The sequence below is a fragment of the Roseibium sp. ROS1 genome, from assembly GCF_054658215.1.
Genome location: NZ_BAAGIG010000004.1, coordinates 218,895 through 236,185 on the forward strand (window position 1 = coordinate 218,895; position 17,291 = coordinate 236,185).

21 protein-coding genes are annotated in these 17,291 nt (G+C 57.6%); 15 read left to right on the forward strand and 6 right to left on the reverse strand.

Annotation, left to right across the window (positions count from 1 at the left end; translation table 11 throughout):
- Positions 1–11: 11 nt before the first annotated feature.
- Positions 12–1,229 carry a CobW family GTP-binding protein gene (locus ACYQ6M_RS23765; RefSeq protein WP_460075969.1) on the forward strand — a complete coding sequence of 406 codons (1,218 nt, stop codon included), beginning with the start codon at positions 12–14 and terminating at the stop codon, positions 1,227–1,229.
- A 207-nt stretch (positions 1,230–1,436) separates the two neighbouring features.
- Here ACYQ6M_RS23765 and ACYQ6M_RS23770 read toward each other — a convergent pair whose 3' ends face one another.
- The 3 genes from ACYQ6M_RS23770 to tesB form a co-directional block, all read right to left on the reverse strand.
- Positions 1,437–2,528, reverse strand: a complete 1,092-nt coding sequence (locus ACYQ6M_RS23770) for a GmrSD restriction endonuclease domain-containing protein (protein WP_460075971.1) — start codon at positions 2,526–2,528, stop codon at positions 1,437–1,439.
- Entirely contained in the window at positions 2,528–3,262 is a 735-nt protein-coding gene (locus ACYQ6M_RS23775) for an FRG domain-containing protein (protein WP_460075972.1), read from the reverse strand. Before ACYQ6M_RS23775 ends, ACYQ6M_RS23770 begins: the two co-directional genes overlap by 1 nt.
- 206 nt (positions 3,263–3,468) lie before the next feature.
- Positions 3,469–4,335 carry an acyl-CoA thioesterase II gene (tesB, locus tag ACYQ6M_RS23780; protein ID WP_460075974.1) on the reverse strand — a complete coding sequence of 289 codons (867 nt, stop codon included), beginning with the start codon at positions 4,333–4,335 and terminating at the stop codon, positions 3,469–3,471.
- A gap of 134 nt (positions 4,336–4,469) precedes the next feature.
- On the opposite strand from tesB, the gene ACYQ6M_RS23785 reads away from it, so the two are divergent.
- From ACYQ6M_RS23785 to ACYQ6M_RS23805, 5 genes are read left to right on the forward strand one after another with little or no spacing between them, the layout of a single operon-like run.
- Positions 4,470–5,708 carry a ubiquinone biosynthesis hydroxylase gene (locus ACYQ6M_RS23785; protein WP_152509026.1) on the forward strand — a complete coding sequence of 413 codons (1,239 nt, stop codon included), beginning with the start codon at positions 4,470–4,472 and terminating at the stop codon, positions 5,706–5,708.
- A 46-nt stretch (positions 5,709–5,754) separates the two neighbouring features.
- Entirely contained in the window at positions 5,755–6,627 is an 873-nt protein-coding gene (locus ACYQ6M_RS23790) for an SDR family oxidoreductase (protein ID WP_460075976.1), read from the forward strand.
- Between the two features lie 52 nt (positions 6,628–6,679).
- Complete coding sequence (locus ACYQ6M_RS23795) at positions 6,680–6,877, forward strand: twin transmembrane helix small protein (RefSeq protein ID WP_023002512.1); 198 nt, start codon at positions 6,680–6,682, stop codon at positions 6,875–6,877.
- 40 nt (positions 6,878–6,917) lie between these two features.
- Complete coding sequence (locus ACYQ6M_RS23800) at positions 6,918–7,493, forward strand: cob(I)yrinic acid a,c-diamide adenosyltransferase (protein ID WP_209170797.1); 576 nt, start codon at positions 6,918–6,920, stop codon at positions 7,491–7,493.
- 32 nt (positions 7,494–7,525) lie between these two features.
- Positions 7,526–8,218 carry a rhomboid family intramembrane serine protease gene (locus ACYQ6M_RS23805; protein WP_460075978.1) on the forward strand — a complete coding sequence of 231 codons (693 nt, stop codon included), beginning with the start codon at positions 7,526–7,528 and terminating at the stop codon, positions 8,216–8,218.
- 37 nt (positions 8,219–8,255) lie between these two features.
- Here ACYQ6M_RS23805 and ACYQ6M_RS23810 read toward each other — a convergent pair whose 3' ends face one another.
- Both ACYQ6M_RS23810 and ACYQ6M_RS23815 read right to left on the reverse strand, forming a co-directional pair.
- The gene (locus ACYQ6M_RS23810; RefSeq protein ID WP_229005254.1) at positions 8,256–8,585 is read right to left on the reverse strand and encodes an RT0821/Lpp0805 family surface protein; all 330 of its coding nucleotides are present in this window, start codon (positions 8,583–8,585) and stop codon (positions 8,256–8,258) included.
- Positions 8,586–8,687: 102 nt separating this feature from the next.
- Complete coding sequence (locus ACYQ6M_RS23815; protein WP_460075980.1) at positions 8,688–9,449, reverse strand: hypothetical protein; 762 nt, start codon at positions 9,447–9,449, stop codon at positions 8,688–8,690.
- A gap of 133 nt (positions 9,450–9,582) precedes the next feature.
- Between ACYQ6M_RS23815 and ACYQ6M_RS23820 the strand changes: the two genes are divergently transcribed.
- The 9 genes from ACYQ6M_RS23820 to ACYQ6M_RS23860 all read left to right on the forward strand — a co-directional run bounded on the left by ACYQ6M_RS23820 (position 9,583) and on the right by ACYQ6M_RS23860 (position 16,543).
- A complete protein-coding gene (locus tag ACYQ6M_RS23820; RefSeq protein ID WP_023002517.1) occupies positions 9,583–10,095 on the forward strand; it encodes an RNA polymerase sigma factor in 513 nt (170 codons plus the stop codon).
- Positions 10,095–10,793, forward strand: coding sequence for a hypothetical protein (locus tag ACYQ6M_RS23825; protein WP_023002518.1), 699 nt, complete (start codon positions 10,095–10,097; stop codon positions 10,791–10,793). Before ACYQ6M_RS23820 ends, ACYQ6M_RS23825 begins: the two co-directional genes overlap by 1 nt.
- A 324-nt stretch (positions 10,794–11,117) precedes the next feature.
- Entirely contained in the window at positions 11,118–11,867 is a 750-nt protein-coding gene (locus ACYQ6M_RS23830; protein WP_023002519.1) for an electron transfer flavoprotein subunit beta/FixA family protein, read from the forward strand.
- Positions 11,868–11,890: 23 nt separating this feature from the next.
- Complete coding sequence (locus ACYQ6M_RS23835; protein ID WP_055660182.1) at positions 11,891–12,823, forward strand: electron transfer flavoprotein subunit alpha/FixB family protein; 933 nt, start codon at positions 11,891–11,893, stop codon at positions 12,821–12,823.
- A 138-nt stretch (positions 12,824–12,961) separates the two neighbouring features.
- Positions 12,962–13,843 carry a 3-hydroxybutyryl-CoA dehydrogenase gene (locus ACYQ6M_RS23840; protein ID WP_023002521.1) on the forward strand — a complete coding sequence of 294 codons (882 nt, stop codon included), beginning with the start codon at positions 12,962–12,964 and terminating at the stop codon, positions 13,841–13,843.
- 35 nt (positions 13,844–13,878) lie between these two features.
- Positions 13,879–15,369, forward strand: a complete 1,491-nt coding sequence (locus ACYQ6M_RS23845; protein ID WP_460075983.1) for a class I adenylate-forming enzyme family protein — start codon at positions 13,879–13,881, stop codon at positions 15,367–15,369.
- A gap of 58 nt (positions 15,370–15,427) precedes the next feature.
- Complete coding sequence (locus ACYQ6M_RS23850) at positions 15,428–15,634, forward strand: hypothetical protein (RefSeq protein ID WP_023002523.1); 207 nt, start codon at positions 15,428–15,430, stop codon at positions 15,632–15,634.
- A 300-nt stretch (positions 15,635–15,934) separates the two neighbouring features.
- The gene (locus ACYQ6M_RS23855; protein WP_023002524.1) at positions 15,935–16,195 is read left to right on the forward strand and encodes a hypothetical protein; all 261 of its coding nucleotides are present in this window, start codon (positions 15,935–15,937) and stop codon (positions 16,193–16,195) included.
- Positions 16,196–16,330: 135 nt separating this feature from the next.
- Entirely contained in the window at positions 16,331–16,543 is a 213-nt protein-coding gene (locus ACYQ6M_RS23860) for a hypothetical protein (RefSeq protein WP_055660176.1), read from the forward strand.
- A gap of 71 nt (positions 16,544–16,614) precedes the next feature.
- On the opposite strand, the gene tlpA is transcribed toward ACYQ6M_RS23860, so the two are convergent.
- Positions 16,615–17,277, reverse strand: a complete 663-nt coding sequence (gene tlpA, locus ACYQ6M_RS23865) for a thiol:disulfide interchange protein TlpA (protein ID WP_023002526.1) — start codon at positions 17,275–17,277, stop codon at positions 16,615–16,617.
- Between the last annotated feature and the right edge of the window lie 14 nt (positions 17,278–17,291).

Here is a 17,291-nt window from a genome sequence, read left to right on the forward strand (position 1 = left end):
GGAGAAATACCATGGCCTCGCCGACACCGGTTGCCGAAGGACAAAAACCCAAGGGTCCGAAGCCCCCCATTCCCCTGTCAGTCCTGACCGGGTTTCTGGGGTCAGGCAAGACAACGCTCCTCAATCGGATCCTGAAGGACCCGTCGATGGCGGACACAGCGGTCATCATCAATGAATTCGGCGAGATCGGGCTCGATCATCTGTTTGTCGATCAGGCCGGCGACGGCATCGTGGAGCTTGCCTCCGGTTGCCTGTGCTGCACCATTCGCGGCGATCTTGTCACGACGCTCGAAAACCTGTTGCGCCGACTGGATAACGGCCGCATGGACAGGCTCAACCGGGTGATCATCGAGACGACGGGTCTGGCAGATCCGGCGCCCATCCTGCACACGGTCATGCTGCATCCCTATCTGGTGATGCGCTACCGGCTCGACAGCGTGATCACGCTTGTGGACGCGGTCAACGGTTTGTCGACCCTCGACAATCACGAGGAAGCGCGCAAGCAGGCCGCTGTTGCCGACCGGCTGGTCTTCACCAAGACCGATCTCGTTCAAGGCGAAGAGGCGCGGGCCTCCTTCGACGCCCTCAAGCAGCGTTTGCAACAGCTCAATCCCGGCGCTCGCCGGCTGGACGCCCAGGCGGATGATGCAACTGTGGAAAATCTTTTCAACGCCGGTCTTTATGATCCCAAGAGCAAGATCCCGGATGTGGCTGCCTGGCTGAACGCGGAAGCCTATGAAGACCAGCAGCATGGCCACCATCACGGTCACGATCATGCACATGGCCATTCACACGGGCATCACCACGGCCACGATCACGATCATGCTCATGACGTGAACCGGCATAGCGATGCCATCCGGGCCTTTACCCTGTCGACTGATCGACCGGTGCCGGCGTCCGCGCTGGAAATGTTCCTCGATCTGCTGCGTTCGGCGCACGGACCGAAACTGCTTCGGGTGAAGGGTATCGTGCAGCTGGCCGAGGATCCGGAAAGGCCGGTCGTCATCCACGGTGTCCAGCATGTCTTCCATCCGCCCGCGACACTGGAGGCCTGGCCGGACGCGGATCACAGAACCCGCATGGTGTTCATCACCAAGGACCTGCCGGAAGGGTTCGTCAGGCGCATGTTCGAGGCCTTTTCGGGCGCCTTGCTGCCCGATACGCCGGATCACCAGGCCCTGACCGACAATCCGTTGGCGGTGTCGGGTTTTACCAGTCCACCAAAATAATTATACTGATCGGTGAAGGTATTTCGATAAATATCTGAAAACATAATTATCTTAATAAGCAGAAATTATAGATGGAGATATACAAGTTTATGTTGTGTAAAATCTCCAGTACTGCGAAATATCACATTTCGCCTATTCCAGCTCCGGGTTCTTATCCGCTTTTTGCGAAATCTGGTGATCAGTTTTTCAACCTTCTAAAAAGATAAGCTATGAAACTATAGATGGATCGAGCGAAATTTTAAGATGGTTGGAAATTATAGAATACCGTTCCTTAATGCTGCTTGCATCATTAGTGCCTTGTTGATTAAGGCGATCAAACTCAAGAAGGCCGAAACTGGCGTTTTCATAGTCTGAGGCGGCAATTTCACGATTTTCTGCTAACGATTTTCTGAATTCTATTAGTCCGGGGCGGTCTATTTGACTCAATTGACCGAATCTTTGAGCGCTTCTAAACAAAAGATAGTAAACAGTCTGAATGCCCTGTGCCAAAAGAAGGTCGTCTTTTTTTGAGAAGACTGCGGCCATGTCATTGAGAGTGGAAATAACCTGTTCTTTCAGAGAGTTAACTTTCCCTTCGCTCCCAGATCTAAGCCTTCTTGCCAAGCTGTCTAGATATTCTCTTTTTGTGTCGATGAGGGAGCCGCGGTCTTGAAGTGAATCCTCTAGAAGAAGTAATCGGGCTGCTACTTCACGGTGTTTATAGCGAGCATCGTTGAACTTTACGCATTCTGTAAAGTATTTATGCTGTGATACCTCATTGATTGCGGCGACTAAATCACCACCTATTGCATTTCTTTTTTCTGCGGCATTTAAAGGAACTGCTTCATTTAGTCTAGAAAACATGTCTTCAATTAAGTCAATGTCATCTTCAGTTACCGATACCAGAACTATTGGTAGTACAAAGGAGTCAAATTTTATCCTGATTTTCGGGTGCTTCTTCGCAATATCCTCATACGTAAATCCGCCCATCAATACATCGTTGTCTCTCTGATATTCAAAGTCTTCAGAAAGCGTGAAGTCCCCATCCATAAAAGACCAAATAGTCTCAAGGCGTTGACGGCCGTCGATAACAGAATATCTCTTTCCGCTATCGTTCAGTTCGGTTTCGCCCAAGTCATGAAAATATAGCTTTGGAATATCGTAGTCGTTTAGGATGGAATCAATGAGTAGGCGGCGTTTATTTAGTGTCCAGACGCCCCCGCTTCTTTGGTATTCCGGATCGAGTTTTATCTCTTCTCTTTCTGCATAAAGAAGCATAATTGTTGCGTTTTTAAGCGTTGAAGTTTGAACATAGGCCATTAAACAATTTCCTTAAGTGTTTCGCTAATGCTTGCGATTTCTGGAAAGAGGCTTAGCCTATTGATCCCAAGAAGAGAAAGCTCTTCGCTTATTGGTACTTTAGCGTTTGCTGGAATAACAATTTTCTTGCATTGCGTGCCGGATCCTACATCCTCTATCGGGACCCTTTCGTTGTGGTGTATTGTAAATGTACCCAGCTGCGCCTGAATTCTTGGATTGTTTCTAGTTGCGATAGTTGCGATTGGAAAAAGTTGCATTCTCTTGTCAATTCGTACGCGCTCAGTCGAATAGCTTTGGACTTCATCATCATCAAATGAAGGGATGTAATCGGGCTCATCCTTGTCATTTATGTGCGCATTTGTGTTCAATTTGTTTGGGCGCAGTAACCACAGAGCTGCATCGTCATCCTCATGGTTTTTGCCGACAGCAAAGTATAGTGCAACTAGAGGATTTTCACTCCAGTCTAACAGACGAGTAGGCATTCCATAGTGTTGCATTAGGAATATCCAGTCGAATGAACTGTTGGGTTTTGTCACAGTAAGTAAGGCAGCACTTTGTTTGAATCTAGCGAGTAGGCTAGCTTCAGACATTTTGTTATCTTGTCGGAGAAATCCTGGTAAGAGCGGCCAGTTCGCCTTCGATTGACCTCGGTACCACACTGTTCCTTCTTCGCGAGTCTTCTCAGCTCGAATCGCCTCGATTAACTCACCAACAGAAGATATTGAATCAGACAATTATACTCTCCTAGTTAAATCGAAAAACTGTAATAATCCAATATTTATGCGGTATTTACTTATCTGTTTAGTCCAACTCGCAAGAAAAATATATTTATTCCAACAAAGTTATATAATAGTGATATCTAAATCCCAAATCAATAATAAGATGCAATCTATGATTGTTTTATTAACGATAATTCGAAAGGTAGCCTTAGTTTTCCTCTCTAGTACTCCATTAGCACCCTAATAAGGCCTTCCTGGGCGGTCGAGGCGATCAGGGCCCCGTCCCTGGTGAACAGAGATCCGCGGTTTATCCCGCGTGAGCCGGAAGATGAGGTGCTGTCGGTGGCGTAAAGCAGCCAGTCGTCGGCGCGGAAAGGGCGGTGAAACCACATGGCATGGTCCAGGCTGGCGGCCTGGATCTTCGGGCTGAAGACGGACGTGCCATGGGGAAACAGCGAGGTGTCCAGCAACGTCATGTCGGAAGCATAGGCGAGGACACACTGGTGCATGCGTTCGTCGTCCGGCAGTGGGCCCGTCGCCCGTACCCAGACATACTGCTGCGGTGGCAGGGGCTTCTTGCTGAAATAATGGGTCATGTCGACCGGGCGCATCTCGATCGGCCGCTCGCGCTCCCAGTAGCGGCGGATGTTTTCCGGGGCCATCGACAGGAATTTTTCCTTCAGTTCCTGTTCGCTGGGCAGATCTTCAGGTGTCGGAACGTCCGGCATGTCGATCTGGTGCTCCAGCCCCTCTTCATGCACCTGGAAGGAGGCGGACATGGAAAAGATCGCTTCGCCGTGCTGGATCGCGACAACGCGCCGGGTAGTGAAGCTGCCACCGTCGCGGATGCGGTCGACTTCGTAGATGATGGGGACTGACGGATCGCCGGGCCTCAGGAAGTAGCCATGCAGGGAATGGACGTGACGGTCTTCCACCACGGTGCGCGAGGCGGCAACCAGCGCCTGGCCGATCACCTGCCCGCCAAATACGCGTTGCCAGCCGACCTGCGGGCTGCGACCACGGAACAGGTTGCGTTCCAGCGGTTCCAGGTCGAGAATCTGGAGAAGATTATCAATGGCCGTGTTCATCGGCGCGATCCCTGTTAGATAGACGGCAGGTGATTTGGTTCGAGGCTTGGAGCCCCGGCACCGCACTCTTGGACGGCAGTTGACGTTAAAGTCAAGATGCCTTTAGGGAAACCGAAGGCAAGGAGAAGAAGACGATGGCGAGGAAAAAAAGCGTCCCGGACATGTTCGATGTCGTGATCGCAGGCGGCGGTTATGTCGGCCTGTCTCTGGCGGTGGCGTTGAAGCAGGGCGATGCCGGCCTCACCTGTGCCGTGGTCGATCCCAAGCCGATGGAAGACCTCCACAAGGATCCACGCGCCTCAGCCATCGCGGCAGCTGCCTCACGCATGCTGTCGCAACTCGGCATCTGGCAGAAGATTGCGGGCGAGGCCCAGCCGATCAACGAAATGATCGTCACCGACAGCAAGCTTCGCGATGCGGTTCGCCCGGTCTTCCTGACGTTCGGCGGCGAGGCGACGGAGGGTGAACCCTTTGCCCACATGATGCCGAACGGCGTGATGATGCCGGCGCTCTACAAGGCGGCCAAGGCGCTTGGCGTGAGTTTTTTCGCACCGGGCACCGCGGAAACCTTTCGCACTCATCCAGACCACGTCGAACTGGCGCTGGAAGACGGGACCCTTCTGAAAAGCCGGCTGCTCGTTGCAGCCGACGGCGTGCGCTCCCGCCTGCGCGACCTTGCCGGTATCCGGACGGTCAACTGGGATTACGGCCAGTCCGGCATTGTCACAACAGTCAAGCATGAACGGCCTCACAACGGCCGGGCGGAAGAACATTTCCTGCCTGCCGGGCCATTTGCCATCCTGCCCTTGCCGGGCAACCGGTCGTCGCTGGTCTGGACGGAAAAGACAGCGGACGCCGACCGGCTTGTGCGGTCTGACGACTTTACTTTCGAACTGGAACTGGAACGCCGTTTCGGACATCACCTCGGCACGCTGGAGCTGGACGGACCGCGCCGGGCCTATCCGCTCGGGCTGAAGCTGGCGCGTGATTTCGTCAAGCCGCGCTTCGCCCTGATCGGCGATGCCGCCCATGGCATTCATCCGATTGCGGGCCAGGGGCTCAATCTGGGCTTCAAGGATGTCGCGGCACTGGCCGAAGTGCTGGTGGATGCCCGTCGTCTGGGGCAGGATCTCGGCGGATTCGACGTTCTGGAACGCTACCAGCGCTGGCGCCGGTTCGACACGTTCCAGATGGGCGTTGTCACCGACGTACTGAACCGCCTGTTTTCCAATGACAATGACGTGTTGCGCGCCATGCGCGATTTCGGACTTGGTATTGTGGACAGGATGCCGGGCCTGAAAACGCAGTTCATCAAGGAAGCTGCCGGTTTTGCGGGGCCGGTGCCGAAATTGCTTTCCGGCGAACCTATCTGATAGGAGTTGGATCGGACCGTCTTCCACTCCGCAGGATTTCCATTTGATGATTGCCAATCCGGAGAGTTTTTCCGCGCACCGGTCGATCCTGATTACGGGCTGTTCCTCCGGCATCGGCCTTTCGGCGGCCCACATCATGCGCGGGCGCAACTGGCGTGTTTTTCCGACTGCGCGGAACCAGGCGGATGTTGACGGGTTGAGCAATCTTGGTTTCGAAGCCTTTCGCCTGGATTATGAGGATCCGGACAGCATCGAGGCGACGGCAAGCGAAGTTCTGCATCGGACCGATGGTGCGTTGAGCGCGGTGTTCAACAATGGCGCCTATGCGGTTCCAGGTGCGCTGGAAGACCTGCCGACGGAAGCCCTGCGGTCGCTTTTCGAGGCGAACTTCATCGGCTGGCATGATCTTACCCGCCGGTTGGTGCCTTCAATGCGCGCCAACGGTTCCGGGCGGATCGTGCAGTGTTCCTCCGTACTGGGGTTTGTGGCACTCAAGTACCGCGGAGCCTACACCGCTTCCAAATTCGCGCTCGAAGCCTATTCGGACACGCTTCGCCAGGAACTGAAAGGCACCGGCATTCACGTCAGCCTGATCGAACCCGGTCCTATCGATACCCGGTTCACGCAAAACGCACTGGAGAATTTTCAGCGCTGGATCGGCGAGGATGGTCTGCAGGCGTCACGGCATCGTAAGACCTACGAAAAGCGCCGCATCCGGATGGAGGCGGGAGAGCCCGGGCCGTTCAAGCTGCCGCCGGAGGCCGTGGTCAAACGGCTGGTGCATGCGGTGGAAGCAAATCGGCCGAAAGCGCGCTATCATGTAACAATTCCGACCACCGTCATGGCGGTGGCCAAACGGGTGCTGCCGACCAGTCTGCTCGACCGGTTCTGCATCTGGGCTGCCGACGGCGAGGAATAGCTGCCTGCCGACAGGTGGCTGCGCCGGACAGTGGTGAAACAAGGAAAACGAAATGGCAGATCTGATCAACTTTCTCATTCCCGTCGGCCTCGCCGCGGTTGCACTCGTGTTGCTGCTCGGTATCTGGAACATGTTCCGTCACGGGCCGGCCAACCGCTCGCAGCTCCTGATGCGCTGGCGTGTCGGTCTTCAGTTTCTGGTGATTGTCCTGGTGATGGGCGGTCTCTACTTTTTCGGCACCGGCCACTAAGACAAGATAACCGGACACTACTGGAGGAACTGGGGGCACAATGGTTGTTCTGAACAAGATCTATACGAAGACGGGTGACGACGGCACGACCGCGCTGGGTTCCGGAGAACGGCGCCGAAAGAGCGACCTCAGGATCGAGGCATACGGGACCGTCGACGAGACCAACTCCGTGGTTGGTCTGATTCGCCTTCAGACCGGGCAGTCTGCGCCGGACGTCGACCAGACGCTCGGCAGGATCCAGAACGACCTGTTCGACCTGGGGGCCGATCTTGCAACACCGGAAACGGGTGAGGACCTTGGGTACGAGCCGCTTCGGATCACCGACGCCCAGGTCACGGCGATCGAACAGGCGATTGACGTCCTCAACGCGGAGCTCAAGCCGCTGCGTTCCTTCGTGCTGCCGGGTGGCAGTCCTGCCGCTGCCTACCTGCATCTGGCCCGCACTGTCTCGCGCCGGGCAGAACGTCTGATGGTGGAACTGGCAGCCCGCGAGCAGATCAATCCCGCTGCCGTGCGCTACATGAACCGCCTGTCGGACTATTTCTTCGTTGCCTCGCGGTACCTGAATGAAAAGGGTGAGCAGGACGTTCTTTGGGTGCCTGGACAGAACCGTTAGGTCAGTTCCCCTTGCCGGAGGCCTGGCGCTGAATGTTCATTCCCCTTCACGATCACAATCGGCTGGTCCATGTTCCCCGCCCCTTTGTGAACCTTTTCCTGATTGCCGCCAACATCCTGATCTTTCTTCTGTATCAGGGTGCAGGGTCCCAGCAGGCGGTGGCCGCGTCCTCCTATTCCTTCGGCCTTATCCCGGTTGTCCTGTTCGATATCCGGGATCTGTCGCCGGAGCTGCAGATGCTGCCCGACTGGATGTCGGTGGTCACCTATGCCTTCCTCCATGGCGGCTACATGCACCTGATCGGCAACATGCTGTTCCTGTGGGTGTTCGGCGATAATGTCGAGGATGCCATGGGGCACCTGCGTTACCTGGTCTTCTATCTGCTGTGTGCGATAGCCGGCGGGTTGGCCTACGCCTCCATCGACGTCAATTCGGATGTGCCGTTGATCGGGGCGTCCGGCGCCGTTTCAGGCGTTGTTGCCGCCTATCTGATGCTGCACCCGCGGGTGAAGGTGTGGGTGCTGGCACTGGGCCGGATACCCTTGCGCCTTTCCGCCGGATGGTTGCTCGGCGGCTGGATTCTTTATCAGATCGTCAATGCCGTGATTGCGTCCGATAGCGATGTCGCCTGGATCGCGCATATCGGTGGCATGGCGGCGGGGGCCGTGTTGATCGTGTTTTTCCGGCGCAGGGGTGTTCCCCTGTTCGACCGAAATCTCGCCTAGGCACAGTTTTCAAAAAGAATGCGGACCGGTCAGGAAACTAGGCTGCTTTCCAGACAGCATCAGCAGTGCGGCAGGCGACTCCCCGGCGGCTGATCATTCGACCGTCAGCCAGCTTGATCCGTTCGCGGTAGGAGCGGCAGAAGTCGCCGGACGTATTTTTCCAGGTTTTCAGGGGCGTAATTGTGCCGCTCGCCCCACTCGAGGGGTTTCTCCAGCTCCGGTCTTTGCCGGAAACAGACTTCTCCAGCGCAGCTTGAAGCGTGCTTTCAGCCCGGTATTTGTCCGATGCTTGCAGCTTTGAAGCCGGTTTGCGGGTTTCCGCCGCGGCGGGTTCCTGCAGGGAGACAAGCGTGTCCTGCACTGACACTACGGAACAGCCTGTGAGGATATTTGCCAAAAAAAACAGAAAAAACGTCCCTTTCGGAACGTGAAACCCACGAAAAATCAAGTCCGATCCCGCCTCTTGGATCTATTGCCAGCCGTTGGAGATAGCCTCCCGTTCTTCCCGCGCGCTGAGGGACCCACCAGAAGGCTCGCTGTCACCATTAAACTGACGCCCGCCAAAGATGCGATCTAAAAAACCGCCTGAACCGGACTTTTGTGTGGCAGAGCTAAAAGAAGTTCGTTCTGACGAACCGCCAGACGACGAACCGCCGGATGACGATCCACCCGACGAAGAGCGGGAAGAGGAAGGAGAAGAGGAGCCTCCGCTGCGACCGGAGTTGCCTTTGCTTTCCGAGCTTCTTCCGGCCGATTTGTTTCCTGCCGAACTGTTACCGGTGGAGCTTTTACCGCTCGAACTGTTACCAGTTGAGTCGCCGCCGCCCGAACGGCTGCCACCTGTGTCGCCGCCACCGGAACTGCTGCCACCGGTGCTGTCACCGCCGGAGCTCTTGCTACCGCTGTCACCACCGGAACTCTTGCTTCCGCTGTCGCCGCCGCGATCTCCACGTTCGCTGCGGCCTCCACGGTCACCGCGTTCGCTGCGCCTGCCGCGATCACCATGCGAATCTGCGGCCGCGGCAATGCTGTCCTTCATGTCGAACAAGGGGCTGAAGTAGACAAGAGAGAACATCATTGCCGCAGCTGCAACACCCGGCAGTATGCGAAACATCGCAGAGAGGCGGTCTTGCAATGTAATCTGGCGGGCGCGTTTCATCTGATGCGATTCAATTCGTAATAAGGGGTTTTTGGCGGTCGACGAGAGCGGTTTTACGACCTTCGCACGCATAACACCTGGGCAATCTTTGTTCTTCCCGAAGATAGTCCAAAAAAAGTCGGGATCAAAAGGTCTCCTTACGTGTTGTCTCGCTGAGAGCGGTTTTGCGGAGAACTCCTTGCCTGAAGATACGTTAAAGACGGAGATGATCCGTCTGCTCCCGAAGCTGAGGAGTTTTGCTTTAAGGCTGTGCCGGAATCCGGATCAGGCAGACGATCTGGTGCAGATGACATGCGAACGTGCAATCCGATCGCTCGACCAGTTCGATCCGGCCACCCGGCTCGACAGCTGGATGTTCCGGATTTTGCAGAATCTGTACTTCAATTCGGTTCGCGACACCGCAAACCGGGCCAGGCTTTTCGACCTTGCCATGCTGGATTTCGAGGAAAGCTACGACGGCGCGAAAGCCGCCGCCGACAGCCTGGAACTCCAGAAAGTGCAGGATTTCATTGGCGAGCTGGAAGAAGACAACCGCGAGGTGCTTCTGAAGATCGCCGTTGAGGGCAGAAGCTACAAGGATGTGGCGGATGAACTCGGTGTTCCGATTGGAACGGTAACCAGCCGGCTTGCCCGCGCAAGACTGAAATTGCGCGAGTGGCTGGACACGAACGATGCCCCGCAGGGCGTCAGGCTGCGCAGCATGCCAGGGGGTATGTGATGACATTTGACGAAAAGCGCGAACAGATCCTGCTTGCAAAGGATATCGGCAAGATCCTGGACGAGGAAGGTTCGGAAGAGGAGCGTGCAGCTCTGCTTCGCCGGATCGAGGCGACTGGTGGCGGACATGATCTGCTGGAGCAGATGTCCAAGGACAATACCATTCTGCAAAAAGCGGTTGCCGCGCCGGTGCCTGACGAATCAATGGCACGGTTCGAAGCACTCATCGAAAAGGAATTCGCCAAGCGCGAAGGTCCTGCGCCCCGTCATGCGCATGCGTCCTGGACAGGCGTGCTGATCCAGATCGCCGCCGCACTTGTGATGGTTGCCGGCACATTCGGCTTTACCACCTACTGGATGCAGACGCGGATGGACAGTGCCGTGTCTTCTCTTGCAGCACATATGGAAACTGAGCGGATGCTCCTGGCACAGACTGTCCAGGAAGCGCTGGAAACGAAAGTCAGTGGCGAGCCCGTGTTCGTTGGGCAGGAAGGCGACTGGCGCGAGATCCTGACGCCGATCAAGACCTACCGCAGCAAGAGCGGGCACTGGTGCCGCGAGTACCTTCGCGAGACCACCTTCAGCAGGCTGGACCTTTCCATTCGTGGCACGGCCTGCCGGGACGAGAACGGCACCTGGGTGACCGTGTTCGCCGAACCGGTGTCCGACAAGTTCTCGCCGCAGACCCCCGGCATCTGACCGGGGACCGGCACCAGGAAAACAGAGAAGTCGCCGCGTGTTGCCGTAACAGGTGCGCGCGGTTTCTTTTTTGCGGTGAGCCCCGGTTTTCCACGCATTGTTGCGTTGCCGAACTATCATCATTGCGACGCATGTTTTTCCAAGCCCGGCAAATTGCCGCCTTAGACCTTTTACCGCAATTGACAGGTGCCGTGTCGGTCAGTACCGTCCCCCGCCATGCGCCACGATTGGCTCAATTCTGCCGTTTGTAACCTAGCGTCATGAGGGCAGAGAGCCGGAGAATGCGGTGCGGTGAAAGCCGGCCCAGCAAGAGGTTGAGACCAAATGAAGATCCTCGTACCCGTAAAACGGGTCATCGACTACAACGTGAAGGTCCGTGTGAAGGCGGATGGTTCTGGCGTCGATCTTGCCAACGTCAAGATGTCCATGAACCCGTTTGACGAAATCTCCGTCGAAGAAGCCCTTCGGCTGAAGGAAGCGGGCAAGGCGAGTGAAGTGATCGTCGTGTCCGTCGGGCCGCAACAGGCCACCGAAACGCTGCGCACCGGCCTTGCCATGGGCGCCGACCGCGGCATTCTGGTGAAGACCGACGACACCACCGAGCCGCTGGCAGTCGCGAAGATCCTGAAAGCGATCGTCGAAGCCGAAGAGCCGGGTCTCGTGATCCTCGGCAAGCAGGCGATTGACGACGACTGCAACCAGACCGGCCAGATGCTGGCAGCCCTCCTCGGTTGGAGCCAGGGCACGTTTGCCTCCAAGGTCGATCTGGGCGACGGCACTGTCGATGTCACCCGTGAAGTGGATGGCGGCCTGCAGACCGTGAAGCTGAAGCTGCCGGCCATCGTGACCACGGACCTGCGCCTCAACGAGCCGCGCTATGCGTCCCTGCCGAACATCATGAAAGCGAAGAAGAAGCCGATCGACGAAAAGTCTCCGGCCGATTTTGGTGTCGACACCACGCCGCGCCTCACCGTTGTCACCACCACCGAGCCGGCATCGCGCCAGGCCGGTATCAAGGTCGGTTCCGTTTCCGAGCTGGTCGACAAACTCAAGAACGAAGCCGGCGTCCTTTAAGACCCGTCGCAGGAGGATAAAACATGACAACACTTCTTGTGGCCGAATACGCCGGTGGCGAACTGAGCGATGCCACGGCAAAGGCCCTGACGGCTGCCGTCGCTCTTGGTGCTGACGTTCACGTGCTGGTCGCCGGCAAGGGCGTTCAGGGCGTTGCGGATGCCGCGTCCAAGCTTTCCGGCGTCGCCAAGGTTCTGCTTGCTGAAAGCGATGCGCTGGAGCACCAGCTGGCCGAGCCGACCGCCGATCTGATCGTCGGCCTCGCAGGCGATTATGACGCGATCGTTGCCCCGGCAACCGCCAACGGCAAGAACACCCTGCCGCGCGTCGCAGCCCTTCTGGACGTGATGCAGATCTCCGACGTGACGGCTGTTGTCGACGCGGACACTTTCGAGCGTCCGATCTACGCGGGCAACGCGATCCAGACCGTGAAATCCGGCGATCCCAAGAAGGTGATCACCGTGCGGACCTCCACGTTTGCGGCAGCGGAAGCAGGCGGTTCTGCCGCTGTTGAAACCGTTGCGGGCACGGACGGTTCAGGTCTTTCGGAATTCGTCGGCGAGGAGCTTTCCAAGTCCGACCGTCCGGAACTGACGTCTGCCAAGATCATCATCTCCGGTGGCCGCGCGCTCGGTTCTTCCGAGAAGTTCCAGGAAGTCATCATGCCGGTGGCCGATGCCCTCGGCGCGGCGGTTGGCGCATCGCGCGCTGCCGTCGATGCGGGCTACGCCCCGAACGATTGGCAGGTTGGCCAGACCGGCAAGGTGGTTGCTCCGGATCTCTACATTGCCTGCGGCATTTCCGGTGCCATCCAGCACCTTGCCGGCATGAAGGATTCCAAGGTGATCGTCGCGATCAACAAGGACGAGGAAGCACCGATCTTCCAGGTCGCGGACTATGGCCTCGTGGCGGATCTCTTCGACGTGCTGCCGGAATTGAAGGCTGCCGTCGAGTAACACCTGCGGCAAATTGATCACGGACCCCGGGGCGAATAACAGTTTTCGCTCCGGGGTTCTTGCTGTTCGGCGCAAGACTTGCCAAAAATAGCCGCAACCCGTCCAATCGGGATGTTTTCTAAAGATCGGATTTTCAGGATGGCAGTCGAAATCAAGAAAGTCGGCGTAATCGGCGCTGGTCAGATGGGCAGCGGCATTGCGCATGTGTGTGCACTTGCGGGCTTCGACGTGGGATTGAGCGATCTCTCCATGGAACGGATCGAATCCGGCCTGGCTTCGATCAACGGCAACCTGGCGCGCCAGGTGTCCAAGTCCATGATCACCGAGGAAGAGCGCAACGCTGCGCTGGATCGCATCAAGGCAGCCGAAGATCTCGATCTTCTGCGTGATGCAGATCTGGTGATTGAATCCGCCGTCGAGAACGAGCAGGTCAAACGCAAGATCTTTTCGCAGCTTTGCCCGATCCTGAAGCCCGAAGCGATCCTGGCGACCAACACTTCGTCGATCTCGATCACGCGTCTTGCCGCTTCGACCGATCGTCCGGAACGCTTTATCGGCATCCACTTCATGAACCCGGTTCCGGTCATGGAACTGGTCGAGCTGGTGCGCGGCATAGCCACGGAAGACGAGACTTTCGAAGCCTCGAAAGGGTTCTGCGTCCGTCTCGGCAAGCAGATTGCCGTCGCAGAGGATTTCCCGGCCTTCATGGTCAACCGTATCCTTCTGCCGATGATCAACGAAGCAATCTACACGCTCTATGAAGGCGTCGGTTCTGTTGATTCCATCGACAAGGCCATGCGTCTCGGGGCCAATCATCCGATGGGGCCGCTGCAGCTTGCGGATTTCATCGGTCTCGATACCTGCCTGTCGATCATGCAGGTGCTTTATGAAGGTCTGGCGGACACCAAGTATCGTCCGTGCCCGCTGCTCGTGAAATATGTTGAAGCTGGCTGGCTCGGCCGCAAGACCCAACGCGGTTTCTATGATTACCGCGGCGAGCACCCGGTTCCGACCCGGTAATCGGTTCGCCAGCCACCGCAGAAGCCCCGGTAACGATGAACCTAGCCCGCTATTGCCTGACCAGCGCCGCCCCGGACCCGGGCAAGACGGCGCTGGAACTGGTGGGGGCCGGTGGCGCGCTTCTGGAAACATGGAGCTATGGCTCGCTGACGCGGGCCGTTCTTTCGGTTGCCGCGGGTTTGCGCGCCACGGATCTTTCGCCCGGTGACCGTATCCTTCTCAGGATCGGTCACTCCAGTGATTTTCCGCTGGCGTTCTTCGGGGCGATTGCGGGTGGTTTCGTGCCGATCCCGACGTCTTCCCAACTTACTGCGTCGGAAGCAGAAGCGATCCTGGCCGATAGCGGCGCGCGGTTGGTGCTGCACGACGGACATACTGTGCTGCCGAACGCGGGCAGCGCGACGTTGCTGGGTCCAGAGGCCTTGGTCGGACTGAAGCAGGCAGAGCCGGGAGACTTTGCGGAGACCCACGCTGACGACCCGGCTTTTCTTGTCTATACGTCCGGTACCAGCGGCACGCCGAAGGGCGTCCTGCATGCGCAGCGCGCCGCCAGTGCGCGCCGGCCCATGTATTCCGGCTGGTATGGCATCCGCACTTCCGACCGACTGCTTCATGCCGGAGCGTTCAACTGGACCTATACGCTGGGTGCCGGCTTGATGGACCCCTGGGCCAATGGCGCGACCAGTGTTGTTTATGACGGGCCTCGAGACCCGGACCTCTGGCCGGACCTGATGACAGACACAAGGGCGACGCTGTTTGCCGCCGTGCCCAGTCTCTACCGGCGTATCCTGAAGTATGGCGCTGTTACGCCCGCCTCCTTTCCCGATCTTCGCCACGGCCTGACGGCCGGAGAAGCACTTCCGGCAAGTCTTTATCGGGAGTGGAGGGAACGCACCGGCCGCGAACTTTATGAAGCGCTCGGCATGAGCGAGATCTCCACCTATCTCTCCAGCAGCCCCAGCGTTCCGGTAAAGCCGGGTTCCCCGGGCAAACCCCAGGAAGGCCGGAAGGTTTCCATTCTCAGCGAGTTGGATGACACGCCGGTGCCGGTGTCCGGAACGGAGACAGGGCTTCTGGCTGTTCACAGGGATGAACCGGGCCTGATGCTGGGATACTGGAACCGTGCCGAGGAAACAGCGGCCGCATTCAGGGGCGACTGGTTCCTGACCGGCGACAGGGCGCGTACGGATGAAGACGGCTATTTCTGGTACGAAGGCCGTGCTGACGATCTGATGAACGCTTTCGGCTACAGGGTCGCTCCGGAAGAAGTGGAGCGGGTGCTGGCAGCTGACCCGCAGGTGCAGGAAGTGGCCGTGACGGCGGTGCCTGCGCGCGAAGGTGTCAGCCTGATAACGGCCTTCGTGGTGCCGGCCCTCCCCGGACAGCTGGATGCCGACCGTCTTGCCGCTCATGCGGCAGAAAACCTGGCGGAATACAAGCGTCCCAAGGTTTACAAGGTGCTGGAACAGTTGCCACGCACACCGTCCGGCAAGGTCCGGCGCAGTGTCTTGCGGGAGGGGCACTGACATTCGTTAACACCTGATTAAGGGTAGGGGGTTAGGGTGGCCACAACCTCAGGAGTTAATGATGGACAGCGTTGGCATTGCCACGACATTCGTTGCGCAGACCCAGGCACAGACAGCCCAGACGCTTCAGACAGAGATGATGAAGATGGCCGCCCAGCAGGACGCCAATCTGGTGGCGCTGCTGCAGCAAGGGGCTGACAATCTTCAGGCTCAACAGGCCACACCACCTCCCGGTCTCGGCGGACGGGTAGACGTCAGCGCCTGATCCCGTTCCTTTGCGGTTTTGTTAACGGCCCGTGCGGATTGGCCCCGCACGGGCCGTTTTCGTTGCTCCGCCGGGTGTCTTTTTTCGGGTGAAGCCTGAAAAGCACTTCTCGAAAGATGCTTCTGAAAGTTCCTGTCTTTCAGATGCTTATCCATAATTACGTAAAGTTTTAAGAAAAATATTCTGATCAATTCAGTAATTGAGTCAGCAACTCTGAGAGTTGTTTTGGAAATTTACCTTTGAATTCATGTATTTCATACAAGATGAAGTTTGAAATCGTATCCAAGGATTGGAACGACCATGCCTGAAGCAATAGGATATGGAGCATCCCAGGCGTATCAGCCGAACCAGGCCAACACGCGTGCGGGCCAGGTTGCAGAACAAGCAGAAGCGTTCAAGACCAAACGCTCCGAAGCTGCAGCCGTGATCGCGCAACGCCAGGCGAGTTTCAGCACGAACCGGGCAGAATTCCTGAGCCGGCAAGCTGAGCAACTGGAAAATCGCGCGGAAACGCGTCGGCTGGAAGATGGTGTCGGACTACAGGTCAACATCCTGGCCTGATGTGACGCATCATCCGGACAAGCCGACTGGAAGCGCAAGACGAACGAACAAAAGCCGGAGCGCCCGATTGCAAGGATGACGGGTGACTAACGGCTGCGGACAAGCCTCATCACCACGGCGAAGGAGTAACCCATCATGCCGAGTGCTATCGACAGTTCCTCTTCCTCGGCCGCCTACAGCGCTGCAAGTGTTCGCAGCGAACTTGCTGCCAATGCGGTAAGGGACCAGAACCAGCAGGAACGCCAGGTCGCCGAGCGGCTGGAACAGGCCCAGGCAACCCAGGAAGAAGACCGGCGCGAGTCGCGCCGCATTCCAGGTCTGGGCAACGCGGTCGACATCAGCGTCTGATCCGGCGGAGGGTCACCTCCACCGGCTTCGAAAGGGCTGATGATCTTGATATTTCTGGCGGCAGCCGGACGTCAGGCGTCCGGGGCCGCCATTGCGTTTTTAATAAGCGCCTTGGCCTCGCCGGAGGCCCATTCGGCGGGGCCGTACATGGTGCCGATCTCGCAGCCCTTCGGGCTAACCAGAATGGTTGTCGGCAAACCGGTTGCCCGCGCAACCTTGCGCAAGTCCTTCAGAAGATCGTTCGAGCTGTCCTGATAAAAGGCGAGATTGCCGACGCCGATCTCGTTCAAAAAGTCTTTCGGCTTTTCCGGTCCGCCCCGGTCGAGATTGACCGCAACCACCTCGAAATTGTCGTCTCCCATCTCCGCCTGCAGTTCGTCCAGCGCCGGCATTTCCTTGCGGCACGGGGCGCACCATGTTGCCCAGAGATTGAGGAGCACTGTCTTGCCGCCGAAGTCCGACAGCGCCATCTGCTGGTCGTCAGGCCCCTTGAAGGTCAGGTGCTGAAGGTCCAGCGGCGCGCTTGCCGGAAGGAAGGCGGCCACTTCTCCAGTGGCGAAAGGCTTGGCCGCCGCCGCAAAATCGAGCGCAGCCGAACAGCTTTGCGCACCGGCGATGTTGCCATTCGGTCCAGCGATCACGTATAGAGCCGCTACGGCGGCCACTGCACCCGCAAGCCCGGCGGCAACAATGCCGCGTCTGTTGGTTTTCGCTGGTTCGGTTGGCTTTGTCATTCGTTCACACCCCG